This window comes from Pedobacter sp. PLR, from assembly GCF_026239675.1.
GTDB lineage: Bacteria > Bacteroidota > Bacteroidia > Sphingobacteriales > Sphingobacteriaceae > Pedobacter.
In genome coordinates this window covers 753,801-779,213 of the sequence record NZ_JAPIVQ010000003.1, presented here as the reverse complement: position 1 = coordinate 779,213, position 25,413 = coordinate 753,801, and the positions used below count along the sequence as shown (strand labels likewise).

20 protein-coding genes and 4 tRNA genes are annotated in these 25,413 nt (G+C 39.0%); 10 read left to right on the top strand and 14 right to left on the bottom strand.

Going from position 1 to position 25,413, the window contains the following annotated elements:
• Positions 1-6 precede the first annotated feature (6 nt).
• From OQX61_RS10535 to tssO (OQX61_RS10515), 5 genes are read right to left on the bottom strand one after another with little or no spacing between them, the layout of a single operon-like run.
• Positions 7-2,523, bottom strand: a complete 2,517-nt coding sequence (locus OQX61_RS10535; protein ID WP_265841618.1) for an ATP-dependent Clp protease ATP-binding subunit — start codon at positions 2,521-2,523, stop codon at positions 7-9.
• A 5-nt stretch (positions 2,524-2,528) separates the two neighbouring features.
• Positions 2,529-4,898 (bottom strand): type VI secretion system protein TssR domain-containing protein, encoded by a 2,370-nt coding sequence (gene tssR, locus OQX61_RS10530; RefSeq protein WP_265841617.1) that lies wholly within the window; start codon positions 4,896-4,898, stop codon positions 2,529-2,531.
• 42 nt (positions 4,899-4,940) lie between these two features.
• Positions 4,941-5,918 carry a PKD domain-containing protein gene (locus OQX61_RS10525; RefSeq protein WP_265841616.1) on the bottom strand — a complete coding sequence of 326 codons (978 nt, stop codon included), beginning with the start codon at positions 5,916-5,918 and terminating at the stop codon, positions 4,941-4,943.
• 28 nt (positions 5,919-5,946) lie between these two features.
• Positions 5,947-6,432: a type VI secretion system TssO gene (tssO, locus tag OQX61_RS10520; protein WP_265841615.1), complete on the bottom strand. Its 486-nt coding sequence runs from the start codon at positions 6,430-6,432 to the stop codon at positions 5,947-5,949.
• Positions 6,433-6,442: 10 nt separating this feature from the next.
• On the bottom strand, positions 6,443-6,964 hold the full coding sequence (gene tssO / locus OQX61_RS10515; protein WP_265841614.1) for a type VI secretion system TssO: 522 nt from the start codon (positions 6,962-6,964) through the stop codon (positions 6,443-6,445).
• Positions 6,965-7,142: 178 nt separating this feature from the next.
• Between tssO (OQX61_RS10515) and OQX61_RS10510 the strand changes: the two genes are divergently transcribed.
• Positions 7,143-7,577 (top strand): GPW/gp25 family protein, encoded by a 435-nt coding sequence (locus OQX61_RS10510; protein WP_265841613.1) that lies wholly within the window; start codon positions 7,143-7,145, stop codon positions 7,575-7,577.
• Positions 7,578-7,603: 26 nt separating this feature from the next.
• The gene (locus OQX61_RS10505) at positions 7,604-9,469 is read left to right on the top strand and encodes a hypothetical protein (RefSeq protein WP_265841612.1); all 1,866 of its coding nucleotides are present in this window, start codon (positions 7,604-7,606) and stop codon (positions 9,467-9,469) included.
• A 15-nt stretch (positions 9,470-9,484) separates the two neighbouring features.
• Here the strand turns inward: OQX61_RS10505 and OQX61_RS10500 are convergent, their stop codons facing one another.
• Positions 9,485-10,423 (bottom strand): type VI secretion system baseplate subunit TssG, encoded by a 939-nt coding sequence (locus OQX61_RS10500; protein ID WP_265841611.1) that lies wholly within the window; start codon positions 10,421-10,423, stop codon positions 9,485-9,487.
• Between the two features lie 110 nt (positions 10,424-10,533).
• Here OQX61_RS10500 and OQX61_RS10495 point away from each other — a divergent pair, with 110 nt between their 5' ends.
• Both OQX61_RS10495 and OQX61_RS10490 read left to right on the top strand, forming a co-directional pair.
• Positions 10,534-11,427, top strand: coding sequence for a TssN family type VI secretion system protein (locus OQX61_RS10495; RefSeq protein WP_265841610.1), 894 nt, complete (start codon positions 10,534-10,536; stop codon positions 11,425-11,427).
• A 23-nt stretch (positions 11,428-11,450) separates the two neighbouring features.
• Positions 11,451-12,590 (top strand): hypothetical protein, encoded by a 1,140-nt coding sequence (locus OQX61_RS10490; RefSeq protein WP_265841609.1) that lies wholly within the window; start codon positions 11,451-11,453, stop codon positions 12,588-12,590.
• An 85-nt stretch (positions 12,591-12,675) separates the two neighbouring features.
• Here OQX61_RS10490 and OQX61_RS10485 read toward each other — a convergent pair whose 3' ends face one another.
• On the bottom strand, positions 12,676-15,879 hold the full coding sequence (locus OQX61_RS10485; RefSeq protein WP_265841608.1) for a carboxypeptidase regulatory-like domain-containing protein: 3,204 nt from the start codon (positions 15,877-15,879) through the stop codon (positions 12,676-12,678).
• Between the two features lie 204 nt (positions 15,880-16,083).
• Here OQX61_RS10485 and OQX61_RS10480 point away from each other — a divergent pair, with 204 nt between their 5' ends.
• Positions 16,084-16,527 (top strand): HIT family protein, encoded by a 444-nt coding sequence (locus OQX61_RS10480; RefSeq protein ID WP_265841607.1) that lies wholly within the window; start codon positions 16,084-16,086, stop codon positions 16,525-16,527.
• Between the two features lie 220 nt (positions 16,528-16,747).
• Here OQX61_RS10480 and OQX61_RS10475 read toward each other — a convergent pair whose 3' ends face one another.
• On the bottom strand, positions 16,748-17,227 hold the full coding sequence (locus tag OQX61_RS10475) for a 3'-5' exonuclease (protein WP_265841606.1): 480 nt from the start codon (positions 17,225-17,227) through the stop codon (positions 16,748-16,750).
• 338 nt (positions 17,228-17,565) lie between these two features.
• On the opposite strand from OQX61_RS10475, the gene OQX61_RS10470 reads away from it, so the two are divergent.
• The gene (locus tag OQX61_RS10470) at positions 17,566-18,012 is read left to right on the top strand and encodes a DUF1579 family protein (protein WP_265841605.1); all 447 of its coding nucleotides are present in this window, start codon (positions 17,566-17,568) and stop codon (positions 18,010-18,012) included.
• 40 nt (positions 18,013-18,052) lie between these two features.
• On the opposite strand, the gene OQX61_RS10465 is transcribed toward OQX61_RS10470, so the two are convergent.
• The 6 genes from OQX61_RS10465 to OQX61_RS10440 all read right to left on the bottom strand — a co-directional run bounded on the left by OQX61_RS10465 (position 18,053) and on the right by OQX61_RS10440 (position 21,917).
• Positions 18,053-18,889: a hypothetical protein gene (locus OQX61_RS10465; protein ID WP_265841604.1), complete on the bottom strand. Its 837-nt coding sequence runs from the start codon at positions 18,887-18,889 to the stop codon at positions 18,053-18,055.
• Positions 18,890-19,200: 311 nt separating this feature from the next.
• Positions 19,201-19,274 (bottom strand) — tRNA-Pro (locus OQX61_RS10460).
• A gap of 60 nt (positions 19,275-19,334) precedes the next feature.
• Positions 19,335-19,408: transfer RNA gene (locus tag OQX61_RS10455), tRNA-Pro, on the bottom strand.
• Positions 19,409-19,466: 58 nt separating this feature from the next.
• Positions 19,467-19,540: transfer RNA gene (locus tag OQX61_RS10450), tRNA-Pro, on the bottom strand.
• A gap of 89 nt (positions 19,541-19,629) precedes the next feature.
• Positions 19,630-19,716: transfer RNA gene (locus OQX61_RS10445), tRNA-Ser, on the bottom strand.
• 101 nt (positions 19,717-19,817) lie between these two features.
• Positions 19,818-21,917, bottom strand: a complete 2,100-nt coding sequence (locus OQX61_RS10440; protein ID WP_265841603.1) for an HDIG domain-containing metalloprotein — start codon at positions 21,915-21,917, stop codon at positions 19,818-19,820.
• A gap of 133 nt (positions 21,918-22,050) precedes the next feature.
• Between OQX61_RS10440 and OQX61_RS10435 the strand changes: the two genes are divergently transcribed.
• The 4 genes from OQX61_RS10435 to OQX61_RS10420 all read left to right on the top strand — a co-directional run bounded on the left by OQX61_RS10435 (position 22,051) and on the right by OQX61_RS10420 (position 25,280).
• Complete coding sequence (locus OQX61_RS10435; protein WP_265841602.1) at positions 22,051-22,908, top strand: SPFH domain-containing protein; 858 nt, start codon at positions 22,051-22,053, stop codon at positions 22,906-22,908.
• Between the two features lie 13 nt (positions 22,909-22,921).
• The gene (locus OQX61_RS10430; protein WP_265841601.1) at positions 22,922-23,107 is read left to right on the top strand and encodes an Arc family DNA binding domain-containing protein; all 186 of its coding nucleotides are present in this window, start codon (positions 22,922-22,924) and stop codon (positions 23,105-23,107) included.
• Between the two features lie 73 nt (positions 23,108-23,180).
• Complete coding sequence (locus tag OQX61_RS10425; protein ID WP_265841600.1) at positions 23,181-24,359, top strand: acetyl-CoA C-acyltransferase; 1,179 nt, start codon at positions 23,181-23,183, stop codon at positions 24,357-24,359.
• A 33-nt stretch (positions 24,360-24,392) separates the two neighbouring features.
• A complete protein-coding gene (locus OQX61_RS10420) occupies positions 24,393-25,280 on the top strand; it encodes a hypothetical protein (protein WP_265841599.1) in 888 nt (295 codons plus the stop codon).
• Positions 25,281-25,413 lie beyond the last annotated feature (133 nt).

Genomic DNA, 25,413 nt, shown 5'->3' with positions numbered 1-25,413 from the left:
AACGTTTTAACTCAATTTTCGTTCCAACATTGCACCTACGGGCTGAATAATATTCCATACTAACTTATCCTCTTCCTGATGTTTGCTTACTTTAATCTTCGATCCTTTTTTTAGTTCGCCTGATATGATGTACTTAGAAATTGGTCTTCTTAAAAGATTCCTGATTACAGCTGATAATTGTCTTGCACCATATTTAGGCGTAAAGCCATCTAAAGCGATCATTCTCTTTGCATCCTCTGCTATTTCAAATTCAATACCCATTTTGTTTAATGATTGTATAAGGCTACTTAACTGGATTTCGAAAATGCGTACCACATTGCTTTCGTTAATCGGTGCAAAAGGAACAATTTCCGAGATTCTGGCTAAAAATTCAGGACGGAAATGTCCGGCCATGACTTCCATCAATTGATTCGAAGCAGGAATAATGCCTTTTCCAATCTGTTCTGCAATCCATTCGCTACCAATATTTGAGGTAAAAAGAATTAATGAATTGCTAAAATCACCCTCTTTACCTAAACGGTCGTGCATATGGCCTTCATCCAAAATCTGCAAAAAGGTATCGAAAACTGAAGGGTGTGCTTTTTCAATTTCATCGAACAGCAGCACAGAATAAGGTTGTTGTCTAATTTTATTGACCAACAAGCCACCTTCTTCATAGCCTACATAACCCGGAGGCGCTCCATAAAGCAATGCGGCACTATGCTCTTCTTTAAATTCAGACATATCGAAGCGGATCATTGCCTTTTCATCGTTAAATAAAAACTCGGCTATTGATTTTGCCAGTTCGGTTTTACCTGTTCCCGTTGGGCCGAGTAAAAAGAAGGATCCGATAGGCTGCCCTTTTTTGTTCAGTCCGCTGCGCGATTCCAGAATGGCATCCGAAACGGCTCTAAGTGCCTGATCTTGTCCCACCACACGTTTCTTTAGGTATTGCTCCATATTTAGCAATTTCTCCTTTTCGCCTGCCTGCAGTTTCCCCATGGGGATACCTGTTTTATAAGCTACTATAGAAGCAATATCCTGTTTGGTAATGCGATCGCTTTTTTCTGCAGCATATTTCTTTAGCTCCCGGAGGCTACCAGCTATATAACCCTGATATTCATCAGCAGTTTCAAAGGCATCAGTCTGCGTTTCATCTGTTAAGCGGCCTAATAAAACCGGACTTAGTTTATTCTGAAGTAAAGAGAAAAGCCATTTATAATCTGCAAATTTCCCGGCTTCCGATTGTTCGTCATTTATTTTCAATGCTTCTAAATCTTCTGCTAAACGCTCAATTACCTGAACAGAAGTGTCATTCATCATTTTCATTGCAGCCATAGTCCTATCCAGCAAATCAAAAGCAGAATCCGGAAGCCTTCTATCTTTCATGTAACGTTTAGCCAGGCGAACACATTCGCCCAAAGCATCGGGCTCAATACTTAACGTATGATGTTCCTCATATTTTACAGCTAGTTTTTGCAACATTTTCAGCGTACTCTCTTCATTAGGTTCATTTACCTGAAGCACTTCGAAACGCCTGCTAAAGGCCTGTTCTGGTTCAATAATTTTGCGGTATTCATCAATAGTGGTCGCTCCTATTACCGTTATTTCACCACGGGCAAGTTCTGGTTTCAATAAATTACCAATACCAGCGCCTAGTGGTCCTTTACTATCTAATAAGGTATGGATCTCATCGATAAAGAGCACCGCCTTTTCAAATTGCTTAATCTCTTTGATGATATTTTTTAAGCGGTCTTCTATCTCTCCTTTATAAGATGCACCGGCAATAAGGGACCCTAAGTCAAGCTCAAAAAGCTGGACTGACTTTAAACTATCAGGCACCTGCTGGTTTACAATGTCTATAGCAAAGCCATCAACCAGCGCGGTTTTACCTACTCCGGCATCGCCAGTAAGAATTACATTTGGCTTGGTTCTGCGACAAAGAATTTCCATCATCATCCGGGTTTCCTTATCCCTGCCTATTATAGGATCTGTTTTACCATCCCGAACCATTTGCAATCTGTCGATACAATACTTATACAGCGCATTACCTGTACTTTTATTTTCCGTACCAGCTGTTGTTTTATCTGGATCAACTACGCTCGAAATCTCTTTATCCTTTATGTATAAGTCTAAAATCTCCCGCTCTTTTATCGGGAAAGATTTCAATTGATCGGGCTGAAAACCTATACCTGGCTTTGCCAATGCGGTTAACACACAAACTGGTGTAATTAAATCTAAACCTAGTTTTATGCGAACATTATCTGCTTCTTCGAAAATAACACCGATTTCAGGCGCAGCCTTAACAGTATCATCAAAGCTTGCCGATTTTGTCTGCTCCTCAATCCGAACCTCTGCCCAGTCGCTGATGTATGCTTCATCTTTCCCAATTGAAGTAATGAATGAACGCAAACCAACGTCCTTATGCATTAATCCTTTGAGCAAATGAGCCCCGGAAAATTCTTCGTTTCTGTATTCTTTTGCCAGCGATTGTGCGATATGAATCGCTGTTTTTACCGATTCGCTTAAATTTGTAACTGCCATATTCCCTAGTTGGTTTTTGGCAAAACTGCCTGGTTAAAATTATTTTCGGTGATGTAGTAATATATTTTGCCGTTTGACACAAACTGTTGCTCAATCTGTGTCGCTCTTTTAATTTGCTGCACGGATTGATTTAATAATTTAATATAGTTTTCAAACTGATCTAGCGGCATTTTTGAAGTTCTCTTTAAATCACCTACCGTATACTGGAATAGAAACTCGTTGTTTAAAGGCAAACCCGTTACCAACTTAATGTAGCTGGCCAAAGTCATGGCTTTTATATCGCCCGATGACACTTTCATTCCAAGCAATTGCTTAGGCATTTTTACATAATTTTTAACCAGCTGGCTTCTAAAAGAAGATTGATCAGCCTGAAGATTTTGTCCCAGCATAATTGAAAAAACATCTATAATCTGCTTGTATTCCATATTGTTTAAAACAATAGCATATTGCAAAGCAGAGCGGTTATTCTTCACAACATCAGCCGATAAGGTTGCTGTCCTGTAATATTTAAAGGCATTGTGTGGCATACGGTCTGCAACTTCAGGGCCAACAGATTCAGGCAACAATCCTTCAACATCAGCAGAAAGATTTTTACGTGATATCCCTGTTAAGCGGAAAGCACTATCCAGCGAACTGATCTGATTATAAATATCAGTATTGGTTTCTTTTACAAAACGTTGAAGGGCTTTTGTCATGCTCTGATTGGAATTTACCGTTCCTTTGGTCGGAAAAACCACGCCACCTTGTATTAAACTATTTTTAGGATAATCTAAATAGTAAGAAATCGAATCTTGCAGACTCGTATTGTAAGGCTGAAAGATTTTTAAACCTTCCCCCTTAACCATTGTATTTTTTCTGTACTCGGCAGAACGGATGGCCGATTCGGAAACCAGTTTACGCGATTGGATTACGAAATCGTTAAATGATGAGTTAAAATCGCTATACACTTGTAAAGCCAAAATTCTAGCGTCAGCAAGGGCAACTTGCTCACTCAATGCGTTAATTAGGTAATTATTAGTCGTACCAACATTTCCCGTACTACCAACAAGGACAATTAAATTGGTTTCATTCTTTTTTTCTTTAAATAAATTTAATCCAGCTTTTAGTCCCCCAAAAACAGGCCCATCTGCAATTTCACCAGTACATGTCGAGGTATTTTTCGCCTCATTTGATAAGAAGGTCATTAACTGCCGGTAATCATCTTGAATCGGGCTAACAAAAATCCCCTTTAGTGCGCATCCGCTTCCGCCACGGTACACTACGCCACCATAGTTAACCTTTGTCCCTTTACCGAAATCGCCCATTATACTTTCAAAAGAAGCAATGGTGTTGGTCATTCCAGAAAAATATTTGGTCATTGAACTTCCTCCATCTATTACAAAAACAACGTTTATCTTATTTTTATTTTCACGCAGTTTCAAATAGTCCTGATAAGAAAGTGCAGATCCGTTAATGGTTAATATTTTATTGTCTTTTTTATTATAAACATCTGTGGCAATGCCCACAGCATAAGTACCTGCCTCATCCGAAATCACCGGAACACTTCTTAAGATCAGATTTTCTCCCGGCAATAAAGGATCTACAACGAAAGACCTTCCTATTCCCTTTCTTATGGCTGTTGAGGTAGAATCATCAAAGTCATAATTGCCGGGGTTAACCGAAGTAATGTATAGTCGATCGCCCCAGCTGTGTACTGCTTCAGCAGAAACCCACCCGTAAACACTTTTTAAAGCCGCATCTGCAACAAGCTGATCATCAGAACCGATTAAGTATTTTTTTCCGTCTTCGGATTTTTTGTAGATATAAGCAATTTCGTGCAACCTCACTTTGCTGCGTCTATCTTTAAGTTCAGGGGTATTGTAAACCAGGATAGAATCGGTGTTATCAAAATAGAATCTGGGTTCGGTTAGTGCATTTTTGCCATTTACAATGCCTATCGCTTTTTCTGCATAACCTGTTTTTTGGTTAGAGAATGCACGCTGCCATAAGAGCAGTTTAGATTTTGTAATCCAACCGTAACTGATGGCACTTTTTTTATCATTTATCTTTCTTCCCCTAACCATTCCCGCCTGGTATTTAATCAACTTCAGGTAACCGTTTTCCTCTTTAGAAACATAGAAAGGTTCCATAAAACTTATTTTTTTCATGATCAGGCTTCCGCCAGGAGAGGTAGTGGTATAGTTATCTTCACGATCGGAAAAAACAATCCAGGGCAAACTGCTGCTACTGGTAGCATCGTTAATATTTATGCTTTCAGCTGGCCTTTCATAAGATTTAGGCATATATTTCACTTTTTTGCCGAAGGACGATGGTGATTGTGCATACGCAAACGATATTCCTAAAAACAGGAAGGTTAAGGCATAATATTTTTTCATAATCTTAGTAGATGAGCTTTGAAATTAGGTTAAGATGTTAATCTATTTTGTTTTCACAGGAGCATCAGTAGTTGCTGATGTTCCTGGCTGGGCCGTTCCTGAATGTTGTTTAATATTTAATAAACTGGCACAGGTAGAACTTGGCTTAATGGTTAGCTGAGCCTCATCTATTGCTATTTCGCCCCCAAAAGTTAGCCCCATGCAATAAGAATAAATATCCGTCTGTTTTTTCTTACCATTCATTTCTACATTTACAGTTACCTTTTCGTTGCTGCACATATATTTGTTAATGAGATAGTAGTAATTAGAGTTAAAATCAGCACCATTTGCAATGGCCTGTAGTTTGGCTCTGATATCATCAATGGTTTTGCGTTCGCCATCGCCCGGAGCAACCAGATCGTCTACTATTTCGGCATTAGGGTCGGTAATTAAAACGGTTAAAAATGCAGGCTTACGGCTTTTATCAGACCTCAGGCGAACCATGTACTTTCCAGGAGCGCGGTAAGTGTATAAAGCGGTCTTTCCTTTAATATCTACGCGGCCAGTTTCGCCGAAAGACCATTCGAAATCCTTTCCTACTCCATCGCCTTCTAACCTTATTTCTTCGTTAACCAAGCCAGCCGTTGGGCCACTAATTGTTAAAGCAGTATCTATAACTGTTCTAATGGTATCTCTTACCGTTACCGGGAATTCTTGACGGAGTTCTCCATCAACAGTTAAACGTACAATGTAAGTATCGGGTTTACTGTAATGATAAGAACCTGTTTTTGAAGTAGCTTTTTCACCATTACCAAACTCCCACAACCATTTTGAGGCTTTTGGTGTATTATCAGTAAAAACTAAATCCTCATTTAAATAAATTTCATCCTTAACAATTCTCGCATCAACTGTTCTTTTCTCAAACAAAGAACTTTTAAATAAGAAAATCAGGCCTGTTAAAAGAGTTACAGCCAGGAGGATGTAGAGAATAACATAGCCTTGCGAATTTGAATTAACCTGCTTGGTGTTTGTGTCAGACATAGGTAGCGTTTTTTATAGGTTGGGATTTTTATCTTGCATTTATAGTTTGCTGTAATTGCCGCCTGTTGAGAATGCAGTCGTCCAATTGTCTTTTATGTAATTCGAGATCTGTAATATTTCTATTTTGTTCTTGTCTATCGTAAAATAACCTATCGTACAACTGGGCAGTCTGAACGAAGATTTTATATCGGGAATCTGATGCTTTACGATCAAATGCGGCTTTGATAGACCCTAATGACAGTTGGATATCGTTCTTTAAAAAAACGGCCTGCACATTTGGGTTGTAACGTGTAATCTGTTTAAAAGTAGTATCAACAATAGGCATGGTTTCTTTCACCATATCTTCGAACCCTTCATTCTCCTTAATCTTAACTTCGAGCGTTTCTTTGGAAATTTCATGCTGCGATTTACCGCTATAAAAAATCCCAAAGCTTAAAAGCCCTACAGTAAAAACAAATAATGCCAAAAAAAACAAGAATTGTTCGCGCCTTTCTTTTATGCTTAATTTTATCATAAGTCGTTAGTTATCGGCCATATATACCGTTTCTTATTTTTTTGGCTGCAGATTGATTTGCCCGTTGACAGTCGTTTATCCGCTCTTTATACCTTTGTATATCCCCCCTCGATTGGATGAGAGAATCTTGCAAATCAGCCATGGCACCCACATTATTATTTAATTTTCTATATAAATCGAAACTTAAGCCCGGAATAGTTTCCTTAACTATTAAATCCTTTATCCTGTTATTGGCAGTTTGAATATCACCAAGCAAAATACTTTGCTTGCTCATTTCGTTTGCATTATAATCGCGGTATTGAGCCAGTTCTTTGAGACGGACCAGAATAAGGTCGAAATTTGTATTGATATCTTTCCTTAAATAGGATAGCTTTTCAGTTTCCTTTACTTTTTTATCAAGTAAGATATACTCATAATCGGAGGCCGCGAAAAAAAGATAGATACAAAAAATGGAGAATAGGCTTAGGAATACAAAGTGTAAAATAAACTTTGTATAAGAATTCCTAATTTCAGTGGCATTAATGGGCTTCATAGACGTTAAGTAGGATGACATTATAGTATTCTGGCAATTAATTCGACAATCAATCTCAATAAAATCCCACAAAATTTCTCAAATTAACACTGCACTATGACAATTTTTATTATTTATTGTTTAGTTATTAAAACAAATTAATTTATTTTACTTTTAACAAACTTTAAGCCAAACATCTATGCCTGAATTTTTTTTCAACAAACCGTTCAGATTTAACTTCATTTTTTCCGGCAGTGGTTTTCAATCGACTGACCTGGGGAAATCGATTTCCAACCACATTGAGTTGGTTATTTTTACCCGTTATGGAGAGCATAGATATCACAATGATTTTGGCTGTGAGATATGGGATCTAGACTTTGAATTAATTGTAAGTGAAAGCATATGGGAGGAGAAATTCCGCAAATCCCTGCTAAAATCGATAACCGATTATGAGTTTAGAATTTACAATACAGCAGTAGAAGTTCGCATTACCGAAGTAGAGAATGTATATCCCTTGCGTAAGGTAACAGAAATCAAAAAAAAGGTGGATATTACCGTTAGAGCGCTAATAAAAACAACAGGCGAAAAATATTTTTTTAATACTGCTTTATTTCTCAGCCCATTATCAACCTAACCAAAATTGCACTAAATATCCTACACATGAAGCAAATTTTTTATTCATCAAAAGATGAAATCCGGAATAGAATTTTAAAAAATGCCCTGGATTTTTGGAATATTAAAGATAGTAACGATTTTGATCCGCTTGTAAAGCTAATTATGGAGGCCTTAAGCAACGAGCTTTTCAATGTCTCCAATGATGTTAAGAATCTGGAAAATAGAATCTTCGATAAAATCAGCCGCATTTTAGCTCCCGAACATTTAACCTCATCATTACCTGCCCATGCCATTATCCATGCCAGCCCCATCGAAGCGGAAGATTACCTTTCGCCATACACCCAGTTTGCTTTTAAGAAAAATATTCAGCTGGATCATGATGAGCTCAAAAAAAGCGACATCTTCTTTAGCCCCATGCACACGGTAAAAGTTCACAATGCAGCTGTTAAATATATTGCCACAGGAAATACCCTTTTTAAGGTAGAACAACTAAGCAAACAGCCTGGTTTAAACACTTTGCCTGGTTTTTCGGTAGAGAAAAACACCATATACATTGGTTTAACCGGGATAAAAAACTGGATGGATTTTAATAAGCTGAACTTATTCTTCGATTGGAAAAACTATTCCGTACCAGAAAATACTTACGATTTGTTATCGCTGGGGAAATGGTCCTACAAAGACAATGAACTCAGGGCTTATACCGAACGATTTATGGACGAGCCGTCAACAGGCAAAATCCAGGCACCATTTCATCACAAGCAGTTGCTCAATCTGATTAAGGCCGATGTGCTACAGTTTTACAGCAACAGGTTTATCACTTTGGGCGATCTTAATGATTTTAATGTTGACGGGAGCAAGGAATTGCCTGCTGTTTTTGAAAACATTTTTCAGCCCGCCAGCCTAAACCAGATCGATGAAAAAGTAAAATGGCTTAAAGTAGTCTTCCCGGCAGCCATAAACCAGGAAATGCTGAACGAACTTCATATTTACATTAATGCATTCCCGGTGGTTAATAAAAGGTTGAGTCAGATAAAACATCGCCTAAAAACCATGAATAACATTATCCCGATTAAGACTGAAGCACTTGATCAGATGCTCGCGGTAGAAAATCTGAAAGATAATAAGGGAAAAAGTTATAACGAAATTCCATACACTAACGAAAACGAAAAGGGCGATGGATCCTTCTCGATTAGATACGGCGGCACAGAGCGCTTTGATACCAGAAATGCTAAAGAATTAGTCGATTATCTTTTTGAACTATTAAGAGATGAGAAAGCTGCTTTCTCTGCTTATGGACCGGATTTTTTAAGTAACACACTTAAAAACTTAGAACAAAATATTGCGTTGATCGAACAAAAAAGCCGTGCTGCACTGAAGGATATTAAGGAGTTGCCTGGTTATATTGTATTAAAGCCGATTGATGATGCTAATATTCTATTCCTGGATATTTGGATTACACAAGCCGAAGAAGCTAACCATATTAATGCGGGTAGCCGGTTAGTGGTCTATGAAAATAACAGAGTTAATGCCGAAAGTATATATTTATTAAGCCCAACAAGAGGCGGCCGCTCCCGGTTAAACGCCACCAACAGGGTTCAAGCTTATAAATACGGATTAACTACTGCAGATAGAATTATTACCAAAGCAGATGTACTTAATTTTTGCCGTTATGAATTAGGCGACAAACTAAAAGACATCACTTTAGCCAAAGGCATAATAATGGATAATAAGCCAAATGCTGGTTTTATTAAAACCATAGATGTTATTATCGAACCTGCAGAGAACCTTAAGCTTAGCGCACAAGACTGGGAAGAGCTCTTAAGCCTTACCCTGGCTAAATTAAATTTAAGGAGTACGATGAATATACATTACCGTATACTATTAAAGCCATCTATTTACAAAAAGGTATAATAATGAAACGACCGTTTAAATATAAACGGTATAACCCAGATAAGCACTTTCGCCATCTGCGCTTAATAACGTTTCCTGAAAATCCGTAGCGGTAAGCAGCTCAACATTTACCTCTGCATCAACAGGTATTAAATAACTAATGGCCATATCTAAAATGGCCCTGTTCTTTTGTCCGGGAATAAAATTTACCAGTTCTTGCGGGGATGTTGGCCCAATGTGAATGCTGAAAGATTCATGCTCTGGCATAAAACTATCTCCAATAATGGTATCAATCCCTAAGGCAGCAGAGCCTAACTTCATCTGCAGTTCATCTGCAATTTTTACTGGCGTAACATTGGCTGTAGTATCTACAATAGCAATAGGTAAGCTAAATAATGCCGTAAGCACTTTAGCAACAAAATCGATATCGTTTCTTTTTTGTTGAATTTCAGGCAGCAGGTGCATCCAAATAATACTCTGTTCCTTGTTTAACAGGTTAAATTCATCCCATCCGAACTCAAATATCTGACTTAGATCAGCATAGGTTGTTTTTTTATCGAGCATATTTTCATACAGCTCGGTCATGATTCTTACATGATTAATTTCGGCATCAAATGGACTAAAAAATAAACGGGCCTGTTTTTCTTCCTCTCTCCGATCTCTGATATCCTTAATCATCGATTCCTCATCCATTCCGGCACTACCTATAGGTGGCCTGTGAAAAAGCCCTTCAGGCAGCATATCATATAAACCTTCTCTATTGGTATTGATGCGAATACGGTCCTGTCTTCTTTGTTCAGAATAATAAGCATTAGAATTTTCAATATCTTTTGCAAAAGCACGTTTATCGGGCCCTATAGGGATAATTTCGACACCATCTGCATCAATCACATTACGCTCTATCAAGTCGGCAGCATAAGCTACAGCCTTATAATCTGTAAAGAGTTCGTTATTAATCAAAGTTTCTTTTTTCATTTAAACTTTAAGGTTGCATTATTGTTATAAATTAAATTTATATTATTGAAAATAATTAGGATTATTATAAAGATACTCTGTTTGTAGCACATCACCTCTATAAAAAATTAATGGACGTTCAATCATTTTTCATTCGCTTCCTCTTATTTCCGCTGATATTTCTGGTCTCAACGGCAATACTTTCTGTCATTAACAAGAAGAACCAGTTTCTGAACAACAAAAGACTGATCGTAAGTGTTCTGCTTATCGGCATTATTTTAGCAATCCCAGGTTTTTTGGGATTCCTTAATTTTAATTTTATGCCATGGGGTTATATAATTTGCTGTATTTATTACCTTCTAATGGGTACAGTATTCGTTTATCTACTAACGAAATATTACCCAAAAGATTTGTTAGAGCGCAAGGTATTTATCTTTTTCGCCACCTTAATTTCAACCAGTTTATCAGTCTATTTATTCCAACTGGCCTTTAACTGGTTAAGTTCGGTAAACTTTGGATGGTTTGGTGCGGGCAGTATAGCCTGTTTTTTTGTACCGCTTATTTTTTGGTGGGCTTATGTTTCGCTACTTGGCATTCCTTCAGAAATTTATAAGATATGGAAGTATCCTGAGACTCCTCTTGATATTAATATGGATCATGTAGATTTCAACAGGCTTTTAGTCCTGGAGTTAGAACTATATAGAAAAAGTACTGATCCAGAGCCACTTAAAGTAAAAGTGAAGGCGCTGGAAGACATGAACTTTGGTATTTGGTTCCATAAGTTTATTGATGATTATAACCTTAAGTTTGCCAAAAGCCCTGTAGAGTTTAAAGGTGGTGATCAGGAGAATTATAAGTGGATTTTCTTTATTAAAACTTCCTTTTTCAAACGTAATATTTTCATAGATCCTGATCTCGACATTATAGAAAACGGCATTACCGAGAAAATGACGATTTATGCAAAACGCGTATCGGAAAATGTAAATAAACCTAACGAAGTTGGAGAAAGTGCTATATTTATTTAATCCATCCTAAAAAAAAAGTTACCATGATAAAGCCGCTAAAATATAAATCCATCAACTGGATTAATGGCATGAAGCTTTCCAGTGATCATTTTACAGCAAGCGACCTCTATTTACAAGATTTTGTCCGGGATGCTATATCACTACACTTAAATAGTAGTAATTATGGGTTTTTACCGCCTTTTGCCGGTTATAAAAGCTCACACGATATCGAAATTATCGAGAAAGCAACCAATCATATCGAAGTCAGGATAAGGTACTGCAATGCGATTACACCTGAGGGCTGTCATATCGACATTGTACAATCTGATCATATGGATACATTGGTTCATAACCATTACTTTGGTCAATCAGAGCCCCGTAACTATGTTATTTTGTTAGTGGTTAGTCCATTTAACCGGGTACCAGCAGGCACACCGAATCCTGAAGAAAGTCCGATCCGTTATCCTGAATTGGCGAAAAGCTATTCTATTGTAGTTTTACCAGAAAATGAACTGAGTTCGCAAACGCCAGACAGCTATTTTCTGACCATTGGACAGGTTTATTATGAAAATGGAAGATTATCTATCAACAATAGTTATATACCTCCAAGCTCCACTATAACCAGCCATCCGGCATTGATCAGATATTACGAGTCTTTCAGTGTTTTATTGAACGATTTACAATTGGCTGCCTTCAAAATCATCGATAAAACAGGAGGACGTGATAATGTTACACCACTCGGCAAGAATATCCGCATAGTCTCTGAAAAAATTGCAGATTATATTGCAGGTTTATTTTATGAGTACAGAAACATTACACACCGAGAATCGCCAGTGGTTATGGTTGGTTATTTCTCCAGTTTAGCTCATATTTTTTTTACTGCTATAAAACTGATTGATCCCCGGGAAAGGGAGGAACTGCTTAAATATTTTTACGAGTGGAAGGATGTTACCCCTGGAAACTTTGAAGAACTTTTAGCCAAAACCATTGAATTGGTTTACGATCATAAGCAGATAAATAATAGCATGATAATGGCCAATGAATTTATGAATGTATTGGTGGCCCTTTGGAATAAATTGAGTGGATTAGAATACATCGGCCAACGCAAAGAAAATATTGTTGTTGCCGAGCAGCAAGTTGTACAACAGGTACAAGCCAGAAAAACCTGGACGCTGCTAGATTAAAATTATTTCTAAAATTAAATTTTATAAAGAAGCTGTACCATTTTAAATATGGTACAGCTTTCCCTCTTCACATCTATCTTCTTTATTAAAATCCGTACCTCAAACCAATTTGAAATTGGTATGGATTACCCGAAGGATTCACAATACCGGAATTATTTACCCGGTAGTTGAATGATCTTGTTGCTGAATCATAGTTTGGAACTGCAGGAATAGCAGGTGTGGTTGGCGTAGCCGCTACCTCTGCACGTCCGTTTAAAGCATATAATGTCTGAGTGCCTAAGGACTCATTTACACCCCATGTTTTCTTAAGTAGGTTGGCAAAGTTGAAGATATCGCCTGAAACTTCTATATGATGTGTTTTATAAATTTTAAATTTCTTACTTACTCTTAAATCTACAACACCGAAGAAATCATTGATACCACCATTACGCTGAGCAATTTTACCTGAGTATTCTATGATATAATCTTTTAAGCTTTGGCTTGCAAGCGGGTTATCCAGTATCGCTTGAAGACCAGTCCGAACGTTTTGAGGAACGGCCTGGTTGTTTCTATCGAAGATAAAAGCCAAATCGTTGGTTGCTACAAAATCTCCATTGTTGTTCGCGCCGGATATCATGCTATAGCGCGTACCACCAATTCCCGAATAACGAACACCAACAGTGACTCCATAAAAAGTTGGAAGCGTACCATAAATCACCACTTTACTTCTGAACTGACCATCAGAATAGGTCATATTACTTAAATCTCTTGGATCATCTTTTACAGGCAGAGATAAGGTTGCAGAGTTTGCCACGTTACCATTGAAAGAGGTGTTGTCTTTTGCATCATTCCAGGTATAACTTGCTGATATTTCACCGTCTTTGAAATATCTCCATGTGGCATCAAGAACCAGGGCAAACTGGTTTACTTTACCTTCGCTGTTTAGTTCCAGTACGCGACCAAATTTATTGCTGATACGGCCCTGTTTCCAGTCCGGGGAGCCATTACCTGGCATTGCAGGTACAAAAACCCCACGGTTATCTTCATTAGGTAAAGTAAAATATGGATTTGCAACCATGTTTCTGTCCACGTACATATAGTTGTTGCGGCCTAAACTTGCATAACCGGTAATTCCAACTTTTAATCTGTCGTTAATCAACTTACTATAGGATAAATTGGCTTTATAGACAACCGGTATTTTTGCATCTTCACCATAGGTGTTGATTGTTGGTAGTTGTAACGACGCTAAGGTCGGTGCAGAAGCGGTACCGTTTCTATATCCAATAAAGTCTGGCTTAGGGACATTATCATTGATAACATCTACCGTTGCTAAGTGTGCACCATCAAAAGTTAAGTTATTAATGGTTACATAGTTGTTCACATCAGATCCGAATATACCTGCTCCGAAACGAAGAAAGTCGGTTCTGTTTTCATTGATATCCCAGTTGAATTGAATTCTAGGCTGAATTAAGAACTGCTTCAGTTTATGATCAGTTCTCACCCCTACCTCCTCCAGCAACGTCTGGTTAAGCGGCGAAGTTGGATAAGCGCTGTAATCCAAACGTAAACCTCCGACAAAATCCAGGCCTCGTGCTAATTTCGTTTGCATCTGACCATAAATAGCGGTATTCCAGATCCCGGCTTTAACTGTTGGATCTTCGACTAAAGGTACTTCACGGTAATATCTGTTTGGAAGCAGGTTGTTAAAATTCTCTAGTGAGGTACCTGCAGTTGAATTGGTATACTCAAATCTTCCGTTAACCTCACTTCCATAAAGTGATTTTGCATGGGTATACATTACATCAACCCCAAATGTGTATTTAACTTTATCCGTATTGTAATACAGGTTATCCACCAACTGGAAAACATTATTGGTAAAACCCTCCTGGGCAAAACGGTGGCCACCAATTTGTATCGCAGTGTTTGCGGTTGTACCATCCGATAAAACAGAAGGTATATTTCCAACAACGGCTCTTGGAATTGCGAAGCCAAGCTCGTCATTTTGCGTACTCGCCTGGAAGGTGTACAAATGCTGTACTTTCAATTCGTTGGTAAGTTTGCTGTTAATGGTGGAGCGTAAACTGGCCAATAAACTGTTGTCTACGTTTTTATCATTGCCATAACTCTCGAAAAAGTTAATCGCCGTGTTGTCGGCCAAACCTAATGGATTTCTGTCGTTCGTATAGTTATCACGAACCGTTAACAGGTTTCCCTCGTTGATTTGCCAGTCTATACGGGCAAATGCAGCATCGGAACCACGGGTTCTGTCAAATGTACCATACTGAGGGGTATTTGCTACGCCGTATTTTGTACGTGCTATAGCTAGAAATTGTGACAGTGTAGCATCGGTGATTCTAAATCTCGCCTCATCTGCAGGGCCGTTAATGTCCGCAATAATTAAGGGACGCGAATCTTTCTGATGGTCTAATCCCACAAAATAATGCAACTTATCCTTAATAATTGGTCCACCTAAAGTAAAGCCGTATTGATAAGTTGAGAAGTCGTTATCACGTTTGACACCTCTTATATCATAAGGGCTCGATAACCAGTCTGCTCTACCATACATGAACGCGCTACCGGAAACGGTATTTGTCCCGGATTTGGTTACTGCTGTAACAGTACCACCGCCAGCTCTGCCTAAGGTGACATCATATTGATTGGTCACCACCTTAAATTCACGAACGGCTTCCATGGATATGGAATAAGGTGCGCCACTACGACTGGTTGTACTTCCCGATGATGTCGGGTTTTTAGCACTCATACCATCAATGGTGAAATTGGTAGACGAGGCTAGTTGTCCGGCAATACCATTACCACGGCTTAAAGGAGATAAATCCATTAAGTTAGAGAAGTTACGGCCATTTACTGGCAATTGATTCATTGTTTTCGCTGATATTTCTGTTGATGCGCCGAAATTCTGAACCTTGTTTTTCAGGCCCGAAGCAACAACTTCCACTGCCTGTAAATCTTGTGATGCTTCCTGCATCACAATGGGAACTCTTGCTGCATCACCAAAATTCAGGATGGCGAGCGTTCTCGTCTGATCACCATACCCCATAAAGGTAGCCTTAACTGAGTATGGGCCACCCAAAGGAAGTTCCTTAAAAGTATATTCCCCTTTAGCATTAGTTGATGTTCTGGTGGTAAAACCTGTAGAGTTGTTCCTCACCTGAACTGAAGCCCCCGGGATTGGCTTCTTCTGCTGATCCGTAACCGTACCAAAAATAGATGCTTGTGTAGTTTGTGCAAAGAGGGGGTATTTAACACAAATACATAGCAATAACACTGCAAATAGTAATTTTTTTACCATAATAAGTTTAAGATTTTTTATGGTACGAAGATGTTGCCCAAATATTAATTGCACTGTGATTTTAAATCAATAAATGATTATGAAATAGGGGGTTTAGGTGCTAATGTTAAAATAAGAAGCACAGCCTAACAATATTATTTTTATCTGTTCTAACTATCATTAGTATTTCTAAATTTGATAATCACTTAAACCAATTATAATATTATGCCTACGCCTATTTCAGAATGCTTGTATTGCCAAAACAATGAAACATTACATCGTTTAATGATTAAAATTGGAGATTTAGAAGTATCCCAATTGTTTTTATTTAAAGAGCAATCACATCCAGGCCGCTGTAATGTGGTCTATAAAACGCATGGAATTGAGTTTCATGAATTGAGCGATGAGCAACGTAATGCATTTATGAGAGATGTGGCAAATGTGGCAAAAGCCATTTCTACTGTATTTAATCCTGATAAAATCAACTATGGAGCATATGCGGATACCATATCTCATTTACACATGCACATTGTTCCTAAATATAAAGATGGCTATGGATTTGGCGGTGTTTTTGAAATGAACCCACAAAAGGTTGCGCTTTCTGATGTCGAATATGCAGAAGTTATAGAAAAAATCAAAAAAGAAGTGGCAAAACAGTTAGAAGGTTAATCAGGCATCTGGTATTTCAGGTTACTTAAAAACTTCGGGTAGACTTTTACTTAATAGCAAACGCCCCCTGAAAATTAATCTCCAGGGGGCGTTGTATAGTATTATTGCGGCTTGTAAAAGCTAGAATTTCTGTCATGGCTAGCGCCCGAATCCGATCCTGTATTATAATTCCGGAAATAATTAGTTCCGAACATCCAGGACAGGATGCTGAACAGCATTTCTAAATCACCTTGTTTAAATGTCTCTTGTATAGCTCTGCACAAGCCAACGCATCACTCAAGGCATCATGATGATTTAATGGAATCCGATATTCCTGACATAGCGCTGCTAACTTCTGTCCGTAAATTTTATAGGTACATTGCTTCTCATAAACAGGTTGTGCAATCTTATAGTAATCTAAGGTTTGTGTAAGGCAGCTAAAATCAAAAGCTCCATTGTGAGCGACTACCGTTTGTCCATCAATAAAAGAAGAAATTTCCCTCCATACTGCGGAGAAATCAGGTGATCTACGCGTTCTTTCGGCGGTAATCCCATGGATTTCCGTATTCCGGTAGAAGTAAATATTGTCTGGCGGGCAAACCAGACGGTTAATAGTTTCTTTAATTATTCCATTTTCAACACGCACCAGACCAACCTGACAAATACTCCATCGTTTACCCTGTGCCGTTTCAAAATCAATTGCTGTAAAATTATGCTTCATAAATTATAATGCGGGAAAATGCTTTTGTTTAATTTGACCTATACGAAGAAACCTGTTTGTTTAGGAGAAATTGACCACCTAATTTGTTGGCGAACGATTGACGCAAATGCTTTAGAAGCATTTGCAAAAGTAGTAATTTAACGACAAACTTTTATTGAAATGAGGGCCATTATGAAAGTTGGCCAGACTGCGTCATTTGATAAGCTTGAAAAGTATAGAGAGATACTTTTCAAGCTTATCAAATGCTAAAAACCTGTCGTAATTACCCCCTCTATTTGTCGGTACTACCCCGTATAAAATAAAACAGGCTACTGTAACTTGCCATAAACTAAAATATTATGTGTGTGAAAAATGAACAGGTATTACATCAACTGAATAAGTTCATTGGGCATTGGAATACAGAAGGAGTTATCTCTTCCTCCAATAATAATGCTGAAGTGAAAATCACGGGATTTGACAGTTATGAGTGGATAGTGGATGGTTTCTTTTTGCTTCATAAAGCAGACGTGGTCATAGGAAGCGATAACAGTAAAACACATGAAATTATTGGCTATGATCATTTTAAACATCACTACACCATGCAGCATTATGACAACAAGGGCGACTCAGGATTTATGACCGCCACGGTTAATGACGGAATATGGACTTTCAGTAGTGACAGATTACGTTTTAAAGGGGGCTTTAATGAGAAGGAAGATGTCTTTTCCGGTGCCTGGGAGCAACTCACACCCAGCAAAATCTGGACTCATTTAATGGACATCAAACTATCAAAAACATCAGAATAGGTGTAGTTTTAAATTGTCGATTAACCGAATAGAAAAATGATTAGATTATTGGATGCAGAAACATTTTGCCATTCACCGTAATCCAGGTGAAATAATTGTATGGCCACTCTTTTGTTTTATTATTAACAATTTTAGACAGTTGCTGGTCGTCTATTGGTTCGATATAGACTTTACCGCTGGGATAATGGCATTGGTATAACTGTTGACTTGTTGTAAAGGCTATAGTTTGCTTATCTGGTGATAATGCTGCAAATTCCCCCCGGATTCTGTCTTTTCCTGGCCGGGTTATTTCATAAGATTTACCGGTTCTCTGGTTAAAAATATAGTCATTATCTACCATTAACAAGTTAGGTCCAATCTTCAGCATATCACGGTTTTCCCATTGTCCGTCGCCCTCTATAACTGTAGGTCTGTCTATACTATAGACCTTTAAACCCGATTTTTGTGCGGTGAATAAATAAAATCTATTTCCTATACTATATGGACCGGAAATGCGCGCAATAAAACTTGTTTTGGCTGGATTAATATAGGTAACGTCATCAAAGTCGTATTGTGAACGCTCCTGAGAAGGGTAGGCTGATAATTCGGAATCGCCCGGGCGCGTCACCTGGGGATTTATCCTGATAACTGTACTATTGTAAAGTACTTCATTCCACTCCGGGAATTGGTTAGATCCGAATAGGCCCCCTACCCATTTTTGTTTCCTGCTTTTTAGATGCCGCTGTGAAAATATAGGTTTGTTACCATTTGGGAGTTCATTTAAATTAACTTTTATATCAAAAAGTGCAGCTTGATATACTTTTTCATGCTTACAGGATGAAAATATGATCAAGGATAAACAAAGTATAAGCTTATTTTGAAAATGAATATTGGTCATAATTTTACTAAAAAAACTATAGTGTATGTAGCTTATTGAAAATTTGAGCTGCCGGTGTAATTTAATCAATTATATACAATTTTCATTTAAGAGGAATTCCATCATATTTAGACGTTCGGTTTTCCGGATCCGGGGACGTGATAACTGGAAAGTTCTATTGCATCTTCCAAAATCACTAACCCCTTTCAGCTATTTAGATTTTAAATCAGAAACAATTATGCTATTCTTTGTTTACACTTGATATGATTAAAACGAAGAAACCCCCTAAATTTGATATTTAGAGGGTTTTTGATAGACATTACATCTATGTGTCGGGGTGGCAGGATTCGAACCTACGACCTCCTGCTCCCAAAGCAGGCGCGATACCGGGCTACGCTACACCCCGAACTGGTATCAATCTTTTACTGGTCATTATAAATAAAACTACTCTTCCGAATAGTTTGTGTCGGGGTGGCAGGATTCGAACCTACGACCTCCTGCTCCCAAAGCAGGCGCGATACCGGGCTACGCTACACCCCGAACTGGTATCTTCTTTTTTTTCTTGTCAATACTAAACGACCTTTCCAGGTAATTTTTGTCGGGGTGGCAGGATTCGAACCTACGACCTCCTGCTCCCAAAGCAGGCGCGATACCGGGCTACGCTACACCCCGAACTGGTATCTTCTTTCTCCCCTTTTCGAGGGGCTTTAAAGTCACTAATCGTTTTGGTTAAACCAAACTTTTCGTTTCTCTATATTATGCGGAGAGGGCGGGATTCGAACCCGCGGTACCGTTGCCAGTACGACAGTTTAGCAAACTGTTCCTTTCGGCCACTCAGGCACCTCTCCAATTTCAATACTTTCAATTAACTATCCCGCTTTAAACAAAAACCGTTGCTGTTTTTCGGGATTGCAAATATAGGAAGATGATTGATAGTTCCAAAATAAATTTAAACATTTTGTAGGTAATCTATACGCACGTGATAGATGCTCATCAGCATTGTCTTGAATATCAACTTTATAGTTTCTAAATCTTTTAAAGTAATATCGCAATTATCTAACTGATTTTGTTCTAATTTATAGTTAATGATCCTTTCGACCAGGTCATTTATACTTTGCGCGTCCGGATTTTTAAGGCTTCTTGAGGCTGCTTCCACCGAATCTGCGAGCATTAACACCCCGGTTTCCTTAGAAAAAGGGATAGGTCCAGGGTAACGGAAAATGTTTTCGTCCACAAATTTCTCCGGAGAGTTCTTCAAAAAGGACTGATAAAAATAATCTACTCTTGTATTTCCATGGTGCGTTCTGATAAAATCGATCACACTTTCCGGTAATTGATGTCTGCGGGTAATTTCGATACCCTTGTGAACATGTTTAATGATGATCTGAGCACTTTGCTCATAAGGCAGCTTATCATGCGGACTGAGTGCCGTATTTTGATTCTCTATAAAGTATTGCGGGTTTTCAATCTTACCGATATCATGGTACAAGGCACCGGCCCTTACCAACAGGGAATTTCCGCCGATTTTAAAGATCGCAGCTTCCGCGAGGTTAGCCACCTGCAAAGAATGCTGGAAAGTGCCTGGCGCTTTAAAGGCCAGCTCTCTCAGTAATTTATTATTCGTATTGGTGAGTTCAATCAGCGCCACATCTGAGGTGATGCCAAACATTCGTTCAAAAGCATAGATCAGCGGGTAAGCCAGCAGGGATAAGAGCACACTAATAATGAAGGGCACAAAGTTGAGCCATTCAATCTCGCTGAAAGACCCTTCTCTTAATAAGCCAATACCAAGGAAGGACACAAAGTAAGCCGACAGGATAAACAAAGCCGACAACAACAGCTGTTCTCTCTTGATCAGGTTTCTGATACTATATATCGCCACCATTCCTGAGGTAATCTGATAAAAGACAAATTCAAAACTATTCGGCACAAAGAAACCCGCAATCAGGATCACCAGCAAATGGAGATACAGTGCCAAACGGGTATCAAACAAAATCCGGATGATGATCGGAACAATACAGAAGGGAATATAATAAATACTCGGCAGATTCAATTTAATGGCCCAGGTTAAACAGAGCAGCATGGTGGTAATCACCAGCAGCAATAAAGACAACTGACGGTTATCAGCAAAAATATCCTTTCTGAACAACTTCAAAAAGAACATCAGCAGACTGACAATAAAGCCTACCAGGAGTATTTGTCCGAAGTAAACCAGTTTACTATCCCCAATAGTTTTCGTTTGCGCTTCATAAGCCTCCTTAAAAGAGAGTAGCTTTTGATAGATTTCATCATCTACCACATTGTCTTTTGCGATGATCAGTTCTCCTTTCTGTACCATCCCACGGGTAGTAGAAAGGCTGTTGACCGTATTCTCCTGTACAATAGTGGTTAGTTTCTCATCAAAAAGGATGTTGGGTTGCAAATGATCTTCCACGAGCCCGACAATCATCTCTTTAACCTTCATGTTCACTGAAGTAAAGTTTTTTTCAAAGTATTCCAGGGCGGAGGGTACGGTAAAAACATCCTGCGTACTTAAATTTTTACTCACGTTATTATTGATCAGCGCAAAATCGTAGTATTTATTCCCTTTTTGGTGTTTAACATTCATGGCGATGATGCCCCTGTTGTAGATCGTCTCCAGAAGTTTAATAGAAGCCGCTTTATAAGCTGCCTTTTCTTCTTCCGGAAAGGCATTGGTCTTCCATTTCACATCAAACTCATTGGAATAAGCTTCTTCCACATTGTTAATCAGTTCTGTATTCATCTTGTAGATGGGCAATACATTACTTAAAGCATCTTTCTTATCTGTCGCCACCTGAGGTGTCGTTTTTAAGATCGCAAAGCTGAATGGAGAAACCAGGTCCTTATTTTTCCATATCTCCCCCTTTTCAAACTCATATCTGAACCTGGGTTGTTTAGGTAAAAACACCGTTATGATCAATACGGACAGCACCATCATCACATATTTGATATTTGATGAATACTTACGGTAAAGCACTCTGTGGGAATTCTTTTTGATTTTTGCCAAAATGGTATAAATTGATTTCATTCAAAAATAATACAATTTTTCCTCATATCGGCTTTTGAGAAAGCTAATCCTGCGAAAGGATGGGATTTACAAATAATAACCTTGCAAATAAGGAATATCATTCGTTACTTTATGATATCAAATCAATATCATTATGTATCAGGAAAAAATCATTAATCCCCCATCAGGCTATCTTACATTTGTATTATTCCTGGCGCTGTTAGGCGGCGGAATCTATGCATTAGCCATTGAACAGTATGCAATTGGCGCTATCGCTCTTGGCCTAAACTTCATTCTGGTTTTACCAGGACTCATCATCAACAATCCTAACGAGTCGAAAGTACTGACCCTTTTCGGGAAATATGTAGGCACCGTAAAGACCGACGGATTTTTCTGGGTAAACCCATTAACCGTTAAAAAGAAAGTTTCCTTAAAAGCGAGAAACCTGAACGGCCATCAGATCAAAGTAAATGACAAGCTGGGCAATCCGATTGAAATTGCGGCGGTAGTGGTGTGGCAAATCCAGGAAACTGCAAAAGCGATGTTTGCTGTAGAAGATTACAACCAATATGTAGCCATTCAAAGTGAAGCGGCAGTGAGACACCTGGCAAACATCTTCCCTTATGATAATTTTGAGGACGAAGAAGCAACGATTACCCTAAAAGATGGCGCGGAAAAAGTAAGCTCCCTCTTAGAAGCAGAATTGAGTGAACGCTTGTCGAGAGCAGGTATCGAAGTGATTGAAGCCAGAATCTCCCACCTTGCCTATGCACAGGAAATTGCCAGCGCCATGTTACAACGTCAGCAGGCGACCGCGATAATTGCAGCAAGAAAACTAATCGTAAAAGGTGCGGTAAGTATGGTAGAAATGGCCTTAGAACAACTTTCTGAGAAAAACATCGTAGAGCTGGATGAGGAGCGCAAAGCATCGATGGTGAGCAACCTGCTAGTAGTCCTTTGTGGCGACAGAAATGTACAGCCAGTCGTAAATACCGGCACATTATATAATTAACACGCATAAGAACATGTCTGAGAAAGATAAAAAAGCTTTTGTCCTGCGGATCAACCCTGCCCTGCTCAAAGAGATTGAGAACTGGGCAACGGATGAGTTCAGGAGCATCAACGGGCAGATAGAATACCTGTTGAATGAAGCTGTGAAATCGAAAAGAAAACGACGGATAAACAAAAATGATACAGATGAACCTCGTTAAAAACGATGGACTTTAACCAGCAGATACGACTAATTACTTAACTTTGCTTCTAACCAAAAATTAAAAGACATCAATGAGAGAAGTAGTTATAGTATCTGCAGTTAGAACCCCGATAGGAAGTTTTGGTGGTTCACTATCAGGTTTTTCAGCTCCCCAACTGGGAGGCATAGCCATTAAGGCTGCTGTAGAAAAAGCAGGCATCAGCCTTGCTGACGTTCAGGAAGTGTATATGGGCAATGTATTGTCCGCAAATATTGGCCAGGCACCAGCCACACAAGCTGCAAAGCTTGCCGGCTTACCCGACCTCCCTGCTACCACCATCAATAAAGTATGTGCTTCAGGAACCAAAGCCATCATGCTGGCTGCACAAAGCATCGCCCTTGGCGAAAACGACATTATCGTTGCCGGTGGTATGGAAAGCATGAGCAATGTGCCCTATTATTTAGATAAAGCAAGAAACGGATACCGTTTAGGCCATGGTCAGCTGACTGACGGATTGGTAAAAGACGGTCTCTGGGATGTATATAATGATTACCACATGGGTTCTGCCGCAGAATTGTGCGCAGCAGAATGTGAGATTAGCCGTGAAGATCAGGATGCTTTTGCCATCGGTTCTTATCAAAAAGCCCAGGCCGCGCAAAATGAAGGCAGGTTCGATTCAGAAATTGTCCCTGTACCTGTAAAAGACCGCAAAGGCGAAGTAACACTGATATCGAAAGATGAAGAACCATTCGCTGTTAAATTCGATAAAATCACGGGTTTAAAACCAGTATTCAAGAAAGATGGAACGGTAACCGCAGCCAATGCTTCTACCTTAAATGATGGTGCTGCCGCATTGGTACTGATGAGCGCCGAAAAAGCAAAAGAACTTGGATTAAAGCCATTGGCAAAGATCCTTGCCTATGCCGATGCACAACAGGCACCGGAATGGTTTACCACAGCGCCGGCAAAAGCAATCCCTTTAGCCTTGAAAAAAGCTGGTAAAAATATCAGCGATGTAGATTATTTTGAAATCAACGAAGCATTCTCTGTCGTTTCATTAGCGAATAACAAGTTACTGGAATTAGATGCAGAAAAAGTAAACGTAAATGGTGGTGCAGTAGCAATCGGGCATCCACTTGGTGCTTCAGGTGCGAGAATCGTAGTTACCTTATTAACCGTATTAGCCCAAAACAACGGAACTATCGGTGTTGCAGGAATTTGTAATGGCGGTGGCGGTGCCAGCGCAATAGTTATTGAAAAGTTAGTTTAAATGTTCAAAGTTTCAAAACCAATCCTGTTGGTCATGATATTATGCTGCGCGATGACGATAGTCCATGCGCAGCATACTTTTCCACTAACCAATATCCCGGCAATGGCCAGGTATCAGGACTCTTTAATCCGCATTGGCGATCAGGCTGAAAATGCCCAAAACAATCAGGCCCGTTTTGAGGCAAATGCACATTTTATAAAAACATTGGTCGAAGCCCTGAAAACTCCGGGCTCATTTAACCATCGTTTTGACTCCTTAAAAAGAGTATCCATCCTGAATGCTCCCGACAAATCCTTCCGCCTCTTCACCTGGTACCTTCCCGTAGATGATGGTAGCTATCGCTATTTCGGCGCGATACAAATCGCCAGTAAAGATGGTAAGCTCAAACTATTCCCTTTAATTGACGCGACAGAGCAGTTGAAAGATCCAAATGTCATTACCAGCAATAAAAACTGGTATGGTGCTTACTACTATCAGATCGTTCCGGTCAGCAGCAATGGAAAATCGCCTTGTTACGCCTTACTCGGATGGAAAGGAAACAACAGCAAAACGTCTAAAAAAGTAATCGAAATATTGTCCTTTGAAAATGGCGAACCCAGCTTCGGAAAAGCCATCTTCGTACAGCCTAAAAACCCGGGAAACAACCGCATCATCTTCGAGTACAATAAGCTCAACTCAATGACGCTTACGATGGACAAAGAGGTAAACATGATCGTTTTTGATCACCTCGCTCCCTTTAACGAAGAAATGACAGGAAATTTTGAATATTATGCTTCTGACCTAAGTTTTGATGCGTATAAAGTGGCTGGCGGCAAACTTAAACTCGTTGAGAATGTGGAACTAAAGAACGATCCCAATGAAATGGACGAGCTCTACATCGACCCTAAAGACAAAAAAATTCAGGCAATCAAGAAGCTTTAAAGGATGATTATACCGCTTTAAACTACTTTAAAAATTTGTGAGTTTGACTCTGGGTGCCTATCTTGCGCGATGGTTTATTTTAACATTATACAAAAACCCTACCAAAACACGCGCCTCTTCATTATTTATTTAT

Coding starts and splice junctions, on each gene's coding strand:
- OQX61_RS10485 (WP_265841608.1), bottom strand. CDS start 15,879: ATGGTAAAAAAATTACTATTTGCAGTGTTATTGCTATGTATTTGTGTT.
- OQX61_RS10470 (WP_265841605.1), top strand. CDS start 17,566: ATGTGTGTGAAAAATGAACAGGTATTACATCAACTGAATAAGTTCATT.
- OQX61_RS10475 (WP_265841606.1), bottom strand. CDS start 17,227: ATGAAGCATAATTTTACAGCAATTGATTTTGAAACGGCACAGGGTAAA.
- OQX61_RS10535 (WP_265841618.1), bottom strand. CDS start 2,523: ATGGCAGTTACAAATTTAAGCGAATCGGTAAAAACAGCGATTCATATC.
- OQX61_RS10480 (WP_265841607.1), top strand. CDS start 16,084: ATGCCTACGCCTATTTCAGAATGCTTGTATTGCCAAAACAATGAAACA.
- OQX61_RS10490 (WP_265841609.1), top strand. CDS start 11,451: ATGATAAAGCCGCTAAAATATAAATCCATCAACTGGATTAATGGCATG.
- OQX61_RS10500 (WP_265841611.1), bottom strand. CDS start 10,423: ATGAAAAAAGAAACTTTGATTAATAACGAACTCTTTACAGATTATAAG.
- tssR (WP_265841617.1), bottom strand. CDS start 4,898: ATGAAAAAATATTATGCCTTAACCTTCCTGTTTTTAGGAATATCGTTT.
- tssO (WP_265841615.1), bottom strand. CDS start 6,432: ATGATAAAATTAAGCATAAAAGAAAGGCGCGAACAATTCTTGTTTTTT.
- OQX61_RS10510 (WP_265841613.1), top strand. CDS start 7,143: ATGCCTGAATTTTTTTTCAACAAACCGTTCAGATTTAACTTCATTTTT.
- OQX61_RS10420 (WP_265841599.1), top strand. CDS start 24,393: ATGATATTATGCTGCGCGATGACGATAGTCCATGCGCAGCATACTTTT.
- OQX61_RS10465 (WP_265841604.1), bottom strand. CDS start 18,889: ATGACCAATATTCATTTTCAAAATAAGCTTATACTTTGTTTATCCTTG.
- OQX61_RS10430 (WP_265841601.1), top strand. CDS start 22,922: ATGTCTGAGAAAGATAAAAAAGCTTTTGTCCTGCGGATCAACCCTGCC.
- tssO (WP_265841614.1), bottom strand. CDS start 6,964: ATGAAGCCCATTAATGCCACTGAAATTAGGAATTCTTATACAAAGTTT.
- OQX61_RS10440 (WP_265841603.1), bottom strand. CDS start 21,917: ATGAAATCAATTTATACCATTTTGGCAAAAATCAAAAAGAATTCCCAC.
- OQX61_RS10495 (WP_265841610.1), top strand. CDS start 10,534: ATGGACGTTCAATCATTTTTCATTCGCTTCCTCTTATTTCCGCTGATA.
- OQX61_RS10435 (WP_265841602.1), top strand. CDS start 22,051: ATGTATCAGGAAAAAATCATTAATCCCCCATCAGGCTATCTTACATTT.
- OQX61_RS10525 (WP_265841616.1), bottom strand. CDS start 5,918: ATGTCTGACACAAACACCAAGCAGGTTAATTCAAATTCGCAAGGCTAT.
- OQX61_RS10505 (WP_265841612.1), top strand. CDS start 7,604: ATGAAGCAAATTTTTTATTCATCAAAAGATGAAATCCGGAATAGAATT.
- OQX61_RS10425 (WP_265841600.1), top strand. CDS start 23,181: ATGAGAGAAGTAGTTATAGTATCTGCAGTTAGAACCCCGATAGGAAGT.